Consider the following 15,369-nt stretch of genomic DNA (forward strand, 5'->3'; position numbering starts at 1 on the left):
TTGGTGCCTGCCCAAACTGGCTAGACTGCGCGCCTTCCCGTAAGGACCGCCATCATGTTGCTGATGCTCTATCTGATCGCCATCACCGCTGAAGCCATGACTGGCGCCTTGTCTGCCGGGCGTCGGGGCATGGACTGGTTCGGCGTGGTGCTGATCGCCTGTGTCACGGCGCTGGGTGGCGGTTCGGTGCGTGACGTGCTGCTCGGTCATTACCCGCTCACGTGGGTCAAGCACCCGGAATACCTGGTTCTGACCACGGCGGCGGCGATGCTGACGGTGTTCCTGGCGCGCTGGATGCGTCATTTGCGCTCGTTGTTCCTGGTGCTCGACGCCGTGGGTTTGGTGGCGTTCACCCTGATCGGCTGCATGACGGCCCTGGAAATGGGCCATGGCATGCTGGTGGCGTCGGTCAGCGGGGTCATCACCGGGGTGTTCGGCGGTATCCTGCGGGACATCTTCTGCAACGATATTCCGCTGATCTTTCGTCGCGAACTCTATGCCAGCGTCTCGTTTGCTGCGGCGTGGTGCTATCTACTCTGTGTCTACCTGCAATTGCCGAACGAACAGGCGATCCTCATCACCTTGTTCGGCGGTTTCCTGCTGCGGCTTTTGGCGATTCGCTTTCGCTGGGAAATGCCGAAGTTTGTCTACAACGACGAGGTTTGACGCTCGGCATGTTGACGCAGGGCCCACTCCACGTGCTCGCGCACCAGCTCTGACGGATAGTTGCGCCGTGCCTCCAGCGCTTGCAGCACGGGGATTGTTGACGGCGCATTACCCAGGCCCACCGCCAGGTTGCGCAGCCAGCGCTCGTAACCGGCACGGCGCAGCGGTGAACCTTCGGTGCTGCTGAGAAATTTGTCCTCGTCCCACATGAACAGCTCGGCCAGCCCGGCATTGTCCAGGTTGTGCCGCGGCTTGAAGTCGCTTTCCCCGGACGGTCGGGCGAAGCGGTTCCATGGACAGACGATCTGGCAGTCATCGCAGCCGAACACCCGGTTGCCGATCAACGGCCGCAGCTCCTCGGGGATGGCGCTTTTCAGCTCGATGGTCAGGTAGGAAATGCAGCGGCGGGCATCGAGTACGTAGGGCCCGACGAAGGCATTCGTAGGACAGATGTCCAGGCACGCGGTGCATTTTCCGCAATGTTCGCTGGCGTGGGGCGGGTCCGCCGGCAGCGGCAGGTCGACAAACAGCTCGCTCAGGAAGAAATAGCTGCCGGCCTTGCGGTTCAACACCAGGGTGTTTTTACCGATCCAGCCCAGGCCGGCCTGTTCGGCGATGGCTTTTTCCAGGACCGGCGCGCTGTCGACGAAGGCGCGATAACCGAAGGGGCCGATGACCGCCTGAATTTTTTCTGCCAATTGCTGCACACGTTTACGGATCAATTTGTGGTAATCGCGGCCCAATGCATAGCGCGAGACGTAGGCTTTCTCCGGTTGGCCGAGCATTTGCGCCATGTGCGTATCGCCCGACAGGTAGTCCATGCGCAGGGACACCACCCGCAGCGTACCCGGCACCAGTTCCTCGGGGTGCGAGCGTTTGCTGCCGTGGGCGCCCATGTAGTCCATTTCGCCGTGGTACCCGGCATCGAGCCAGCGTTGCAGATGTTGCTCATGCTCGGCAAGGTCCAGGCCGCTGATGCCGACCTGCTGGAAGCCCAGCTCACGGCCCCACTCCTTGATGGATTGGGCGAGGGCGGGGAGGTCTGTGGGAATGGCAGGCATGAGGCGAGAGAAACCAGAGCTGAGATGCGTATAATTCTGCCAGACATCGGAGCCCGAAGACGCATGCCGCACACTAAAGATGATTTTCCCGACGCGCTGTACAGCGCTGCGCAGGTCCGGGCCCTCGACGCACAACTGATCGCGGCCGGCACCGCCGGTTTCGAATTGATGCAGCGCGCCGCCCGCGCCACCTGGCGAGCGATGGTTCGGCGCTGGCCTGACGCCCGCGAGCTGACGGTGCTGGCCGGTCATGGCAACAATGCTGGCGATGGCTACCTGGTCGCGACCCTGGCCCGGCGCGCCGGCTGGTCGGTGCGGGTGCTGACCGTGGGCGAACCCCGGCGATTGCAGGGCGACGCCGCCATTGCCCACGCCGAGGCTGTAGCGGTGGGCGTGCCAATGGAACCGTGGTCGGATGCAGCCGAGTTGCGTGGCGTGTTGCTGGATGCGCTGCTCGGCACGGGGCTGAGTGGCGATGTGCGCGAGCCTTATGTGCAAGCGATCGATACGATCAATGTCAGCGGCCTGCCGGTCGCGGCGGTGGATATCCCCTCGGGGTTGTGCGCCGACACGGGGCGGGTGCTGGGCACGGCGGTAGCGGCCGACCTGACCGTGACCTTCATTGGTCTGAAACTGGGCCTGTTTACCGGCGAAGCGGCGGACCGGGTCGGTGAGCTGGTATTCAACGACCTGCACGCCGATCCAGATATTGTTGAAGCGGCACCGGCCAGTGCCCGACTGCTCTTACCCCAAAATCTGCCATGCCTGACGCCTCGCGCGGCCACTGCCCACAAAGGCAAGTTCGGTCACGTGCTGTTGATCGGTGGCGACCGGGGCTTTGGCGGCGCCATCCAGATGAGCGCCGAAAGTGCCCTGCGCTGCGGTGCGGGCATGGTTTCGCTGGCGACCCGCAGCGAGCATGTATCCGCCGCGCTGACGCGTTTGCCGGAAGTCATGGTGCAGGGCACCCATTCGGCGAACCAGTTGATGGGCTTGCTCCACCAGGCCAGCGTGCTGGTGGTCGGTCCAGGCCTGGGCCAGGCCGCCTGGGGGCGTAGCCTGTTGTCGGCGGCGGCCAACGCGTCACTGCCGCAGGTGTGGGATGCCGATGCGCTGAACCTGCTGAGCAACGGCGATGTCCGTCTGCCTGAGCAGTGTGTCATCACCCCGCACCCGGGCGAGGCGGCGCGATTGTTGGAGATATCCACAGCCCAGGTGCAGGCCGATCGCCCAGCGGCGGCCCATGCATTGAGCCAGAAATACACCGCCACGGTGATCCTCAAGGGCGCCGGCAGCCTGATTGCCAGCCCGGACGGTCGCCTGGCGGTTTGCAGCCAGGGCCATCCGGCCATGGCCACGGCGGGCCTGGGGGATGTGCTGGCCGGCGTGGTCGGCGCCTTGCTGGCCCAGGGCATGGAGGGGTTTGAGGCCGCGTGCCTGGCGGTCTGGCTGCATGCCAATGCCGGTGCTCAGGCCGGTCGCTCGGGCCGGGGATTGGCAGCGACCGATCTGATCCCGGCCATTCGTCAGTTGTTGGAGGAGCATTCACCGTGTCTGAAGTAACCCTGTACGTGGCGGACGAACAAGCCATGACACAATTTGGCGCCCGCATCGCGCAGGTCACCGCCGGCCACGGCCTGATTTTTCTCGAAGGCGATCTCGGCGCGGGGAAAACCACCCTGTCGCGTGGCATCATTCGCGGCCTCGGGCACGTCGGCTCCGTCAAGAGCCCCACGTTCACCCTGGTCGAGCCCTATGAGATTGGCGACATTCGCGCCTTCCATTTCGACCTGTATCGACTGGTGGATCCTGAAGAGCTGGAGTTCCTCGGTATCCGCGATTATTTCGAAGATGACGCCTTGTGCCTGATCGAATGGCCCCAGAAGGGTGCAGGCTTTTTGCCAAAGCCCGACCTGACCATTACCATTGGCGCGCAGAACGGCGGGCGTTCGTTGAAACTGACGCCGCAAGGCTCGCGTGGCGAGTCGTGGTGTGCCGCTTTGGCATTGGAAAACTAATTGATGATGGGGTTTGGTATGCGCTTTCGCGCGGTGGTTGCTGTCGTAGGACTGTTGCTTACGGCACTGGCCGTCGATGCTGTGGCCGAGACAAAGGTCAACAGCGTTCGCCTCTGGCGGGCGCCGGACAACACACGGCTGGTGTTTGACCTGACGGGCCCGGTGCAGCACAGCGTATTCACCCTGACCGCCCCGGATCGCCTGGTGATCGACATCAATGGGGCGTCCCTGGGCGCGCCGTTGAACGTAGCGACCGCCAACACGCCGATTACCGCGATGCGCTCGGCCCAGCGTACGCCGACCGACCTGCGGGTGGTCATCGACCTGAAAAAAGCCGTGACCCCGAAAAGCTTCACCCTGGCCCCCAACGCCCAGTACGGCAACCGGCTGGTGGTGGACCTGTTCGACAACCCGGCCGATGCGGCGCCACCTGCGCCGCCGCCGACCAATGTCGCCACGCTGCCAGCGGTGCCTGTGGCCCCGCCCGAGCCTGCCCTCAAGCTGCCACCGGCCCCGGCCGGCAAGCGCGACATCATCGTGGTGATCGACGCCGGTCACGGCGGTGAAGACCCGGGCGCCTCGGGCTCGCGCGGGCAGCGTGAAAAAGACGTGGTGCTGTCCATCGCCCGTGAATTGCAGCGCCAGGTCAACGGCATGAAGGGCTTCCGCGCCGAACTGACCCGTACCGGTGACTATTTCATCCCCTTGCGCGGACGTACCGAAATCGCCCGCAAGAAAGGCGCCGACCTGTTCGTCTCCATCCACGCCGACGCCGCGCCTTCGGCGGCGGCGTTCGGGGCCTCGGTGTTTGCCCTGTCCGACCGCGGTGCCACGTCCGAGACCGCCCGTTGGCTGGCCGACAGTGAAAACCGTTCCGACCTGATCGGCGGTGCCGGCAACGTCAGCCTTGATGACAAGGACCGGATGCTCGCTGGCGTATTGCTCGATTTGTCGATGACGGCCTCGTTGACCTCCAGCCTGAACGTCGGCCAGAAAGTCCTGAGCAACATCGGTCGCGTCACGCCGCTGCACAAGCAGCGCGTCGAGCAGGCCGGGTTCATGGTGCTCAAATCGCCGGATATCCCGTCGATCCTGGTGGAAACCGGCTTCATCTCCAACGCCAACGAGGCGTCCAAGCTGTCGTCCTCCAGTCATCAGCAGGCCCTGGCCCGTTCCATCAGCAGTGGCGTGCGGCAGTTCTTCCAGCAGAACCCACCGCCAGGCACCTACATTGCCTGGCTGCGCGACTCCGGCAAGATCGCCCAGGGGCCAAGGGACCATCGGGTCAATCCCGGCGAAACCCTGGCGATGATCGCCGTGCGTTACCAGGTGTCGCCCGCGACCTTGCGCAGCGCCAACAACCTCAAGAGCGATGAGCTCAAGATCGGCCAGACCCTGACCATTCCCGGCAATGACGTGGCGGTCCAGCAATGAGTGACGAAGTGATCGGCAGCAACGCTCGCATCGAACTGCTCAGCCCCCGGCTGGCGAACCAGATCGCCGCCGGTGAAGTGGTCGAGCGCCCGGCGTCGGTCATCAAGGAGTTGCTGGAAAACAGCCTTGATTCCGGAGCCAAGCGCATCGATGTGGATGTCGAGCAGGGCGGCGTCAAGCTGCTGCGGGTGCGCGATGACGGTGGCGGTATTTCTTCCGACGACCTGCCGCTGGCCCTGGCACGTCACGCCACCAGCAAGATCCGCGACCTGGAAGACCTCGAGCGGGTCATGAGCCTGGGGTTTCGGGGCGAAGCGCTGGCGTCCATCAGTTCGGTGTCGCGCCTGACCCTCACTTCCCGCACCCGCGACGCCGAGCAGGCCTGGCAGGTCGAGACCGAGGGCCGGGACATGGCCTCTCGCGTGCAGCCTGCGGCCCATCCGGTGGGCACCTCGGTGGAAGTGCGCGACTTGTTCTTCAATACCCCGGCCCGGCGCAAGTTTCTCAAGGCCGAGAAGACTGAATTCGATCACCTGCAAGAAGTCATCAAGCGCCTGGCCCTGGCGCGTTTTGACGTGGCGTTCCATTTGCGCCACAACGGCAAGACCATCCTCAGCCTGCACGAGGCCCACGATGATGCGGCCCGCGCCCGGCGTGTCGGCGCGGTGTGCGGCGCGGGTTTCCTGGAGCAGGCCTTGCCCATCGAGGTGGAGCGCAATGGCCTGCACCTGTGGGGTTGGGTCGGCTTGCCGACGTTTTCCCGCAGCCAGGCGGACTTGCAGTATTTCTACGTGAACGGTCGTGCAGTGCGCGACAAACTGGTGGCCCACGCGGTGCGCCAGGCGTATCGCGATGTGCTGTTCAATGGCCGACATCCGACCTTCGTGCTGTTTTTCGAAGTCGATCCGGCCGTGGTGGACGTCAACGTGCACCCGACCAAGCATGAGGTGCGTTTCCGCGACGGGCGCATGGTCCACGATTTCCTCTACGGCACCTTGCACCGTGCCTTGGGCGATGTGCGTCCGGAAGATCAACTGGCGGCACCGGCGGCGGTGGGCGGCATGGTCCGGCCAACGGGGTTGGACGCTGGCGAATTCGGGCCTCAGGGTGAAATGCGCCTGGCGGCCAATGCCCTGCTGGAGCAGCCCCAGCCTCAGCCGAGCTACAACACGGCCGGCAGCGGTGCCGGCAGCGGCTATCAATATCAATACAGCCCGCGCCCGCAATCCAACGTGCCGGCAGGCGAGGCCCAGGCGGCCTATCGCGAGTTCTTCAAACCCTTGCCGGAAGCCGGAGCGGCGGCGATGCCCGACGGCCAGGGCGATATCCCGCCGCTGGGCTATGCCCTGGCGCAACTCAAAGGCATTTATATCCTCTCGGAAAATGCCCAGGGCCTGGTCCTGGTGGACATGCACGCCGCCCATGAGCGGATCATGTACGAGCGGCTGAAAATCGCCATGGCCAGCGAAGGCTTGAGCGGCCAGCCGTTGTTGGTGCCCGAGTCCCTGGCCGTCAGCCAGCGCGAAGCCGATTGCGCCGAAGAACATGTGGCCTGGTTCCAGCGCCTGGGCTTCGAATTGCAGCGCCTGGGCCCGGAAACCCTGGCGATCCGCCAGATCCCGGCCCTGTTGAAACAGGCCGAGGCCAATCGCCTGGTCAGCGACGTGCTGGCGGACTTGATGGAGTACGGCACCAGCGACCGCATCCAGGCGCACCTGAACGAACTGCTCGGCACCATGGCCTGCCACGGCGCAATCCGCGCCAACCGGCGCCTGGCCCTGCCGGAAATGAACGGCCTGCTGCGGGACATGGAAAACACCGAACGCAGCGGCCAATGCAACCATGGCCGGCCGACCTGGACCCAACTGGGTCTGGACGACCTGGACAAACTGTTCCTGCGCGGTCGTTGATGAGCCAGTTACCCCCCGCGATTTTCCTGATGGGACCGACCGCTGCCGGCAAGACCGACCTGGCCATCGAATTGACCAAAGTCCTGCCCTGCGAGTTGATCAGCGTCGATTCGGCCCTGGTCTACCGGGGCATGGACATCGGCACCGCCAAGCCGTCGAAAGAACTGCTGGCCGAATTTCCCCATCGCCTGATCGACATCCTCGACCCGGCCGAGGCTTATTCGGCGGCCGATTTCCGTCGTGACGCGCTCCAGGCCATGGCCGAGATCACGGCGCGGGGCAAGATCCCGCTGCTGGTGGGCGGCACGATGCTGTATTACAAGGCTTTGGTCGACGGGCTGGCGGACATGCCGGCGGCCGATCCCGAGGTGCGCGCGCAGATCGAAGAAGAGGCCGCGCGCCTTGGCTGGCAAGCCCTGCACGAGCAATTGGCGATCATCGATCCGGAATCGGCGGCGCGTATTCACCCCAATGACCCGCAGCGACTCAGTCGGGCCCTGGAGGTTTATCGGGTCAGCGGCCAGAGCATGACCGCCCTGCGCCAGCGACAATCTGCGCAAAGTACTGAAGCAGCCGCTTCGGGACTGCAACAATTGCCCTATACTGTCGCGAATCTGGCCATCGCTCCGGCGAACCGGCAAGTGCTGCATCGGCGAATTGAACAAAGATTCACATTAATGTTGGAACAGGGGTTCATAGACGAGGTCGTAGCCCTGCGTGAGCGAAGTGACCTGCATGCCGGGTTGCCGTCTATACGTGCGGTAGGTTATCGACAAGTCTGGGATTACCTGGACGGCAAGCTGACGTCAGCCGAGATGCAGGAGCGTGGGATCATAGCCACGCGCCAATTGGCGAAACGCCAGTTCACCTGGCTGCGCAGCTGGACTGACTTGCATTGGCTCGACAGTCTCGATTGCGACAATCTGCCACGCGCCTTGAAATACCTTGGGACCATCTCCATATTGAGCTGAGTCCTTGCAATTGCCGTCTATCCTTGGGGGTGTGACGGCCCAAGCCATCTGATTCCGATTTTTATTATTGATCCTTAAAGGAGTGCGGCACATGTCAAAAGGGCATTCGCTACAAGACCCTTACTTGAACACTTTACGTAAAGAGAAAGTTGGGGTGTCCATCTATCTGGTCAACGGGATCAAACTGCAAGGCACGATCGAGTCTTTCGACCAGTTCGTCATCCTTCTGAAAAACACCGTCAGCCAAATGGTCTACAAGCACGCGATCTCGACAGTCGTGCCAGTTCGTCCAATTCGTCTGCCTAGTGCAACCGAATCCGAAGGCGGTGACGCTGAACCGGGTAACGCCTGATAGGAGCCTCCTTTGTTCTTTGAGCGCCACGGTGGTGGTGAACGGGCCATTCTCGTTCACTTGGATGGACAGGACCCTGAGGCGCGCGAAGATCCGCAGGAGTTTCAGGAATTGGCACTTTCGGCCGGCGCCGAGACCGTCGCGTTTTTCAACGTGCCGCGTCATCGGCCAACCGCCAAGTTCCTGATCGGCAGTGGCAAGGTCGAGGAGTTGCGCGACCTGGTCAAGGCCGAACAGGTCGATCTGGTGATTTTCAATCACATCCTCACGCCCAGTCAGGAGCGTAACCTCGAACGTGTCTTCGAGTGTCGCGTGATCGACCGTACGGGGCTGATCCTCGATATTTTCGCCCAACGTGCCCGCACCCATGAAGGCAAGCTCCAGGTCGAACTGGCCCAGCTTGAACACATGAGTACGCGCCTGGTTCGCGGCTGGACTCACCTTGAGCGGCAAAAAGGCGGTATTGGCCTGCGCGGCCCGGGTGAAACCCAGCTGGAAACCGACCGGCGCCTGTTGCGGGTGCGCCTGCGCCAGATCAAGGGGCGGCTGGAAAAGGTCCGCAGCCAGCGCGAGCAGTCGCGACGCGGCCGCAAACGGGCAGATATCCCGACGGTTTCACTGGTGGGTTATACCAACGCCGGCAAATCGACCCTGTTCAATAACGTCACCCAATCCGACGTCTACGCCGCCGACCAGTTGTTTGCCACGCTCGACCCGACCCTGCGCCGGCTCGACCTGGACGACCTCGGGCCGATCGTGCTGGCCGACACCGTGGGCTTCATTCGTCATTTGCCGCACAAGCTGGTCGAGGCTTTTCGGGCTACGCTCGAAGAGTCGAGCAACTCCGACCTGCTGCTGCACGTGATCGATGCCGCCGAGCCGGACCGGATGCTGCAGATCGAGCAGGTGATGGTGGTGCTGGGCGAGATCGGAGCCCAGGACTTGCCGATCCTCGAGGTATACAACAAACTCGATTTGCTCGAAGGCGTGGAGCCGCAGATCCAGCGCGATGCCGACGGCAAGCCGCAAAGGGTCTGGCTGTCGGCCCGTGATGGCACCGGCCTGGACCTGCTCAAGCAGGCCGTGGCCGAGCTGTTGGGCAACGATCTGTTTGTCGGCACCCTGAAGTTGCCGCAACGTTTCGCCCGGCTGCGAGCCCAGTTCTTTGAGTTGGGGGCCGTGCAAAAAGAAGAACACGACGACGAAGGCGTCTGCCTGCTGGCTGTTCGCCTGCCTCGGGCGGAGCTCAATCGGCTGGTCAGTCGCGAAGGGCTGCAACCGATGGAATTCATCGAGCAACACACTTTGCAATAAAAGCCTGAGAAAGCTGTGTCAGGCATTCTGTAGCATTGGTCGGCGCGCCGTGGGTGCGTCTTTGCTTTATCAGATGGAGAGCGCTATGGCTTGGAATGAGCCGGGTGGCAACTCGAATAATCAGGATCCTTGGGGTGGCAAACGTCGTAACAACGGCGACCGCAAGGGGCCGCCGGATCTCGACGAGGCCTTCCGAAAGCTGCAGGAAAGCCTGAACGGTTTGTTCGGTGGTGGTAAAAAACGCGGTGACGAGGGGGGCGGTCGTCCGGGCAAGGGCGGCGGTTTTGGCCTGCTCGGCATCGGTCTGGTCGTGCTGGCGGCTGTCTGGCTGTACAGCGCGGTCTATGTCGTGGACGAGCAGGAGCAGGCCGTGGTGCTGCGCTTCGGCAAGTACTACGAGACGGTTGGCCCGGGCTTGAACATCTATTTCCCGCCGATCGACCAGAAGTACATGGAGAACGTCACGCGTGAGCGGGCGTACACCAAGCAGGGCCAGATGCTGACCGAAGACGAGAACATCGTCGAAGTGCCGCTGACCGTGCAATACAAGATCACCAACCTGCAGGACTTCGTGCTGAACGTCGACCAGCCGGAAATCAGCCTGCAGCACGCGACCGAAAGTGCCTTGCGCCATGTGGTGGGTTCCACCGCCATGGACCAGGTGCTGACTGAAGGTCGTGAACTGATGGCCAGCGAAATCAAGGAGCGCCTGCAGCGGTTCCTCGATACCTATCGCACCGGTATCACCGTCACCCAGGTCAACGTCCAGAGCGCGGCAGCCCCGCGTGAGGTCCAGGAAGCCTTCGACGACGTGATCCGTGCCCGTGAAGACGAGCAGCGTTCGCGCAACCAGGCCGAAACCTATGCCAACGGCGTCGTGCCGGAAGCCCGTGGTCAGGCCCAGCGCATCATCGAGGATGCCAACGGTTACCGTGATGAAGTGGTCTCCCGTGCCAAGGGTGAGGCTGATCGTTTCACCAAGCTGGTGGCCGAGTATCGCAAGGCCCCTGAAGTGACCCGCCAACGTCTGTACCTGGACACCATGCAGGAAGTCTTCAGCAACACCAGCAAGGTCCTCGTGACCGGCAACAAGAACGGCCAGAGCAATCTGCTGTACCTGCCGCTGGACAAGATGGTCGAGAGCGGTCGCAACACCAGCACGCCACCGACCAGCTCGGCGGCGGCCAGCAATGAGGCCGGCACCCGTGCGGCGGCGGACCTGCAACAACAGCAAGCACGTACCAGGGAGAGTCGCTGATGAGCAATAAATCGCTGATCGCCCTTATTGTCGGTGTCGTCGTGGCGATCGCTGCCTGGAACTGCTTCTACATCGTGGCTCAGACCGAGCGCGCGGTGTTGCTGCAATTCGGTCGCGTGGTCCAGGCTGATGTCCAGCCAGGGCTGCATGTGAAGGTGCCGTACGTCAACAAGGTGCGCAAGTTCGACGCTCGCCTGATGACGCTGGATGCGCCGACGCAACGCTTCCTGACGCTGGAAAAGAAAGCCGTGATGGTGGATGCCTATGCCAAGTGGCGTGTGAAGGATGCCGAGCGCTTCTACACCGCGACCTCTGGTCTGAAGCAGATCGCCGACGAGCGTCTGTCCCGTCGTCTGGAATCGGGCCTGCGTGACCAGTTCGGTAAGCGCACGCTGCATGAAGTGGTTTCCGGTGAGCGTGATGCGCTCATGGCCGACATCACCCGTTCGCTGAATGCGATGGCGGAAAAAGAGCTGGGTATCGAAGTGGTCGATGTCCGGGTCAAGGCCATCGACCTGCCGAAGGAAGTGAACCGCAGCGTGTTCGAGCGCATGAGCACCGAGCGTGAGCGTGAAGCCCGCGAGCACCGCGCCAAGGGTAACGAGCTGGCCGAAGGCATCCGTGCCGACGCCGATCGCCAACGCCGCGTGCTGCTGGCCGAAGCCTATCGTGAATCGGAAGAGGTCCGTGGTGATGGTGATGCCCAGGCCGCTTCGATCTACTCCAAGGCCTACGGTCAGGATCAGGAGTTCTACGCGTTCTACCGTAGCCTGCGCGCCTACCGTGAAAGCTTCGCGAACAAATCCGACGTCCTGGTCCTGGACCCAAGCAGCGACTTCTTCCACTACCTGGAAAAGTCCAAGCCTTGATGCGACGTTGACCTGAGACACTCCGCCCGGCGGCTAAAGCATCGGGCGGGGTGATCCTTTGGGAAAACGTGTGTATGATGCGGCAGCCGGGAAATTCCCGGCTTTTTTGCGTCTGCACGTTCGATTGCGGTTTATAGGTGCAGGCGTCGGGTTGAACGACCCGACAGGTTTTTCGAGGGAAGTGCCGGGCGAGGCCGATTGTGGGCCATTCGTCACGTCGCTCTTGCGCGTTTTTTGCCCAGGATGCGCGCCTGGCGCAGGCATTTTCTGCTTCACTCAAGGCCAGCCCGAAAGCTGGCCGCCCGGACCATAGGGGAATGGCGTAATGGCAACGGTAGACCGCTGGCTGCTGCCAGATGGCATCGAAGAAGTACTGCCACCGGAAGCTGCGCGTATCGAAGTAGCGCGTCGTCAGGTGTTGGATCTGTTCCAGAGTTGGGGTTACGAGTTCGTCGTCACCCCGCATATCGAGTACCTGGAATCCCTGCTCACCGGCGCGGGCCAGGACCTGGACCTGCGCACCTTCAAGGTTATCGACCCGCAGTCGGGCCGGCAGATGGGCTTTCGGGCCGACATCACGCCGCAAGTGGCGCGTATCGATGCCCACACCCTGCGCCGTGAAGGTCCGAGCCGCCTGTGCTACGCCGGCAGTGTGCTGCATGCCCAGCCGCGTGCCTTGTCGTCTTCGCGCAGCCCGATCCAGCTGGGCGCCGAGTTGTATGGCGACGCCAGTCCGAGCAGCGACGTAGAAGTCATCAGCCTGATGTTGGCCATGCTGCAACTGGCTGACGTGCCGGATGTCCATATGGACCTGGGGCATGTTGGCATCTATCGCGGCCTGGCCCGTGCGGCCGGTTTGTCCGGCGAAGTGGAGCAACAGCTGTTCGATGCCCTGCAACGCAAGGCTATCGACGAGGTCATCAGCCTGACCGAGGGCCTGCCGGCCGATCTGTCGGGCATGCTGCGGGCGCTGGTGGACCTGTGTGGCGGACGTGAAGTATTGGCCGCTGCCCGTGAGCGCCTGGCCCGCGCGCCGGCGCCTGTGTTGGCGGCGCTGGACGACCTGTTGGCGATTGCCGAGCGTCTGTCGGTGCGCTTCCCTGAGTTGCCGCTGTATTTCGACTTGGGTGAGTTGCGCGGCTATCACTACCACACGGGCGTCGTGTTCGCTGTGTTCGTACCGGGCGTGGGTCAATCCATCGCCCAGGGCGGCCGTTATGACGACATCGGTGCCGACTTTGGTCGTGCCCGTCCGGCGACCGGTTTCTCTACCGATTTGAAAACCCTGGTGACCCTGGGGCGTGCTGAAGTCGAGCTACCGTCTGGCGGTATCTGGATGCCTGACAGTACGGATGCGGCACTCTGGCAAGCAGTCTGCCAGTTGCGCAGTGAGGGTCAGCGTGTCGTCCAGGCCTTGCCTGGGCAACCTTTGGCCGCCGCCCGTGAAGCGGACTGCGACCGGCAATTGATTCAGCAGAACGGGCTTTGGCAAGTATTGCCGCTGGCTTCTTGAGTTTTCCTGCCGGCTGCGGCCGGCACCAAGTTTGCGCGAATGAGGACAAGTGTTATGGGTAAGAATGTCGTAGTCCTGGGCACCCAGTGGGGTGATGAGGGCAAAGGCAAGATCGTTGATCTGCTGACCGAACATGCTGCCGCCGTAGTGCGCTACCAGGGTGGCCACAACGCAGGTCACACCTTGGTGATCGACGGTGAAAAAACCGTCCTGCACCTGATTCCGTCGGGCGTGCTGCGCGAAGGCGTACAGTGCCTGATCGGCAACGGTGTGGTGGTTGCTCCCGACGCCTTGCTGCGGGAAATCATCAAGCTGGAAGAAAAAGGCGTACCGGTGCGCGAGCGCCTGCGTATCAGCCCGTCCTGCCCGCTGATCCTGTCCTATCACGTCGCGCTGGACCAGGCCCGTGAAAAGGCCCGTGGCGAGCTGAAGATCGGCACCACCGGTCGCGGCATCGGCCCGGCCTACGAAGACAAGGTGGCTCGTCGTGGCCTGCGCATCGGTGACCTGTTCCACCGTGAGCGTTTCGCCGCCAAGCTGGGCGAGTTGCTGGACTACCACAACTTCGTCCTGGTCAATTACTACAAAGAACCGGCCATCGACTTCCAGAAAACCCTGGACGAGTGCATGGAGTACGCCGAGCTGCTCAAGCCGATGATGCTCGACGTCACTGCTGAGCTGCACGAGCTGCGTCGCGCTGGCAAGGACATCATGTTCGAAGGTGCCCAGGGTTCGCTGCTGGACATCGACCACGGCACCTACCCGTACGTCACCAGCTCCAACACCACCGCCGGCGGCATCGCCACCGGTTCGGGTTTCGGTCCGATGTACCTGGACTACATCCTGGGTATCACCAAGGCCTACACCACTCGCGTGGGTTCGGGTCCATTCCCGACTGAGCTGTTCGACGACGTTGGCGCCTTCCTGGCCAAGCGCGGCCACGAGTTCGGTGCTACCACCGGCCGTGCCCGTCGTTGTGGCTGGTTCGATGCTGTCATCCTGCGTCGCGCCATCGACGTCAACAGCATCTCGGGCCTGTGCCTGACCAAGCTGGACGTGCTGGACGGCCTGGAAACCATCAACATCTGCGTGGGCTACAAAAATCAGGACGGCGCCGTCATCGACGCACCGACCGACGCCGACAGCTACATCGGCCTGGAGCCGGTGTACGAGCAGATGCCAGGCTGGACCGAATCGACCGTGGGTGCCAAGACCCTGGAAGAGCTGCCAGTGGCGGCCCGCAACTACATCAAGCGCGTCGAAGAGTTGGTCGGTGCGCCGATCGACATTATTTCGACGGGGCCGGACCGCAACGAAACCATCGTTCTGCGTCACCCGTTTGCCTGATAAGTCGTTGATGTAAAACACAAAGGCCCCTCGTTTGGGGCCTTTGTCGTCTCTGCCGGTCGAACGGCACGACCTTTGCTATGCATCGTTAATAATAAGTACTTCTTTGAAGTGCCATCAATTTAATGGCGTTTAGTAGAGGGATTCCCCTGTGTCGGCCGTTCTCTCACTGTTACAAAGCCGTCTGTTGCGGCCTGTGTTCGTTACCCTGGGTATCGCCCTTTTGGTGCAAGTGCTGGTGGCCGTCGCGCTGACGCGAAGCACGGTCACCGCGCTGGAGGCCGAGCTAGGGGCCCGGCTGGGGGGGGATAGTCAGAAATTGTCTGGCGAACTGGAGCAGGCCGGGCGCGAGGTCACCTCAAGCCTGGACAGTTTGTCTGCCAGCACTCGTCAGCGCCTTACCGTCGGTTTGTCGACGCGCCTGAAGGACGAGCAGGCGCAGTTGCGCACGACACTCGAACAATCGCTCAAGGACTCCGCCAACGATATGGCGCAACTCCTGGCCTCGGTCGCGCCCCGCGCCATGTGGGACAGCGACATACCGACCCTTTCCGAATTCGCCCGTCGGGCCCAGCGCAATCCCAATGTGCTGTTCGTTATCTATGATGACGCCAATGGTGAGCACCTGACCCGCTACCTGAACCGGGAAAACCCGA

13 protein-coding genes are annotated in these 15,369 nt (G+C 62.6%); 12 read left to right on the forward strand and 1 reads right to left on the reverse strand.

The genetic code is table 11. The features are described from left to right. Positions 1 to 51: 51 nt before the first annotated feature. On the forward strand, positions 52 to 666 hold the full coding sequence (locus AD662_RS02805) for a trimeric intracellular cation channel family protein (RefSeq protein WP_172681127.1): 615 nt from the start codon (positions 52 to 54) through the stop codon (positions 664 to 666). Here the strand turns inward: AD662_RS02805 and queG are convergent. Next, the gene (queG, locus tag AD662_RS02810; protein WP_053185334.1) at positions 648 to 1,727 is read right to left on the reverse strand and encodes a tRNA epoxyqueuosine(34) reductase QueG; all 1,080 of its coding nucleotides are present in this window, start codon (positions 1,725 to 1,727) and stop codon (positions 648 to 650) included. The two genes, AD662_RS02805 and queG, sit on opposite strands and share 19 nt — an antisense overlap. Positions 1,728 to 1,790: 63 nt before the next feature. On the opposite strand from queG, the gene AD662_RS02815 reads away from it, so the two are divergent. The 11 genes from AD662_RS02815 (at position 1,791) to AD662_RS02865 (ending at position 14,713) form a co-directional block, all read left to right on the forward strand. Next, positions 1,791 to 3,290, forward strand: coding sequence for a bifunctional ADP-dependent NAD(P)H-hydrate dehydratase/NAD(P)H-hydrate epimerase (locus AD662_RS02815; RefSeq protein ID WP_053177888.1), 1,500 nt, complete (start codon positions 1,791 to 1,793; stop codon positions 3,288 to 3,290). Continuing rightward, a complete protein-coding gene (tsaE, locus tag AD662_RS02820) occupies positions 3,278 to 3,745 on the forward strand; it encodes a tRNA (adenosine(37)-N6)-threonylcarbamoyltransferase complex ATPase subunit type 1 TsaE (RefSeq protein WP_014336299.1) in 468 nt (155 codons plus the stop codon). The genes AD662_RS02815 and tsaE overlap by 13 nt, the downstream gene beginning before the upstream one ends. Before the next feature lie 3 nt (positions 3,746 to 3,748). Next, positions 3,749 to 5,179: an N-acetylmuramoyl-L-alanine amidase gene (locus tag AD662_RS02825; protein WP_053177889.1), complete on the forward strand. Its 1,431-nt coding sequence runs from the start codon at positions 3,749 to 3,751 to the stop codon at positions 5,177 to 5,179. Continuing rightward, positions 5,176 to 7,089, forward strand: coding sequence for a DNA mismatch repair endonuclease MutL (gene mutL, locus AD662_RS02830; RefSeq protein WP_018610075.1), 1,914 nt, complete (start codon positions 5,176 to 5,178; stop codon positions 7,087 to 7,089). The genes AD662_RS02825 and mutL overlap by 4 nt, the downstream gene beginning before the upstream one ends. Beyond that, positions 7,089 to 8,060 (forward strand): tRNA (adenosine(37)-N6)-dimethylallyltransferase MiaA, encoded by a 972-nt coding sequence (gene miaA / locus AD662_RS02835; RefSeq protein ID WP_018610076.1) that lies wholly within the window; start codon positions 7,089 to 7,091, stop codon positions 8,058 to 8,060. The genes mutL and miaA overlap by 1 nt, the downstream gene beginning before the upstream one ends. A gap of 91 nt (positions 8,061 to 8,151) precedes the next feature. Further along, positions 8,152 to 8,412, forward strand: coding sequence for an RNA chaperone Hfq (hfq, locus tag AD662_RS02840; RefSeq protein ID WP_003186419.1), 261 nt, complete (start codon positions 8,152 to 8,154; stop codon positions 8,410 to 8,412). A gap of 12 nt (positions 8,413 to 8,424) precedes the next feature. Next, positions 8,425 to 9,726: a ribosome rescue GTPase HflX gene (gene hflX / locus AD662_RS02845; RefSeq protein WP_003197227.1), complete on the forward strand. Its 1,302-nt coding sequence runs from the start codon at positions 8,425 to 8,427 to the stop codon at positions 9,724 to 9,726. Positions 9,727 to 9,811: 85 nt separating this feature from the next. Beyond that, positions 9,812 to 10,984, forward strand: coding sequence for an FtsH protease activity modulator HflK (hflK, locus tag AD662_RS02850; RefSeq protein WP_018610077.1), 1,173 nt, complete (start codon positions 9,812 to 9,814; stop codon positions 10,982 to 10,984). Further along, on the forward strand, positions 10,984 to 11,853 hold the full coding sequence (gene hflC / locus AD662_RS02855; protein ID WP_018610083.1) for a protease modulator HflC: 870 nt from the start codon (positions 10,984 to 10,986) through the stop codon (positions 11,851 to 11,853). Before hflK ends, hflC begins: the two co-directional genes overlap by 1 nt. Positions 11,854 to 12,178: 325 nt before the next feature. Next, positions 12,179 to 13,366, forward strand: a complete 1,188-nt coding sequence (locus AD662_RS02860; protein ID WP_018610085.1) for an ATP phosphoribosyltransferase regulatory subunit — start codon at positions 12,179 to 12,181, stop codon at positions 13,364 to 13,366. Positions 13,367 to 13,420: 54 nt separating this feature from the next. Then, positions 13,421 to 14,713 (forward strand): adenylosuccinate synthase, encoded by a 1,293-nt coding sequence (locus AD662_RS02865; protein WP_003186407.1) that lies wholly within the window; start codon positions 13,421 to 13,423, stop codon positions 14,711 to 14,713. Positions 14,714 to 15,369: the final 656 nt, after the last annotated feature.

Source organism: Pseudomonas kilonensis (assembly GCF_001269885.1).
Lineage (GTDB): Bacteria > Pseudomonadota > Gammaproteobacteria > Pseudomonadales > Pseudomonadaceae > Aquipseudomonas > Aquipseudomonas kilonensis.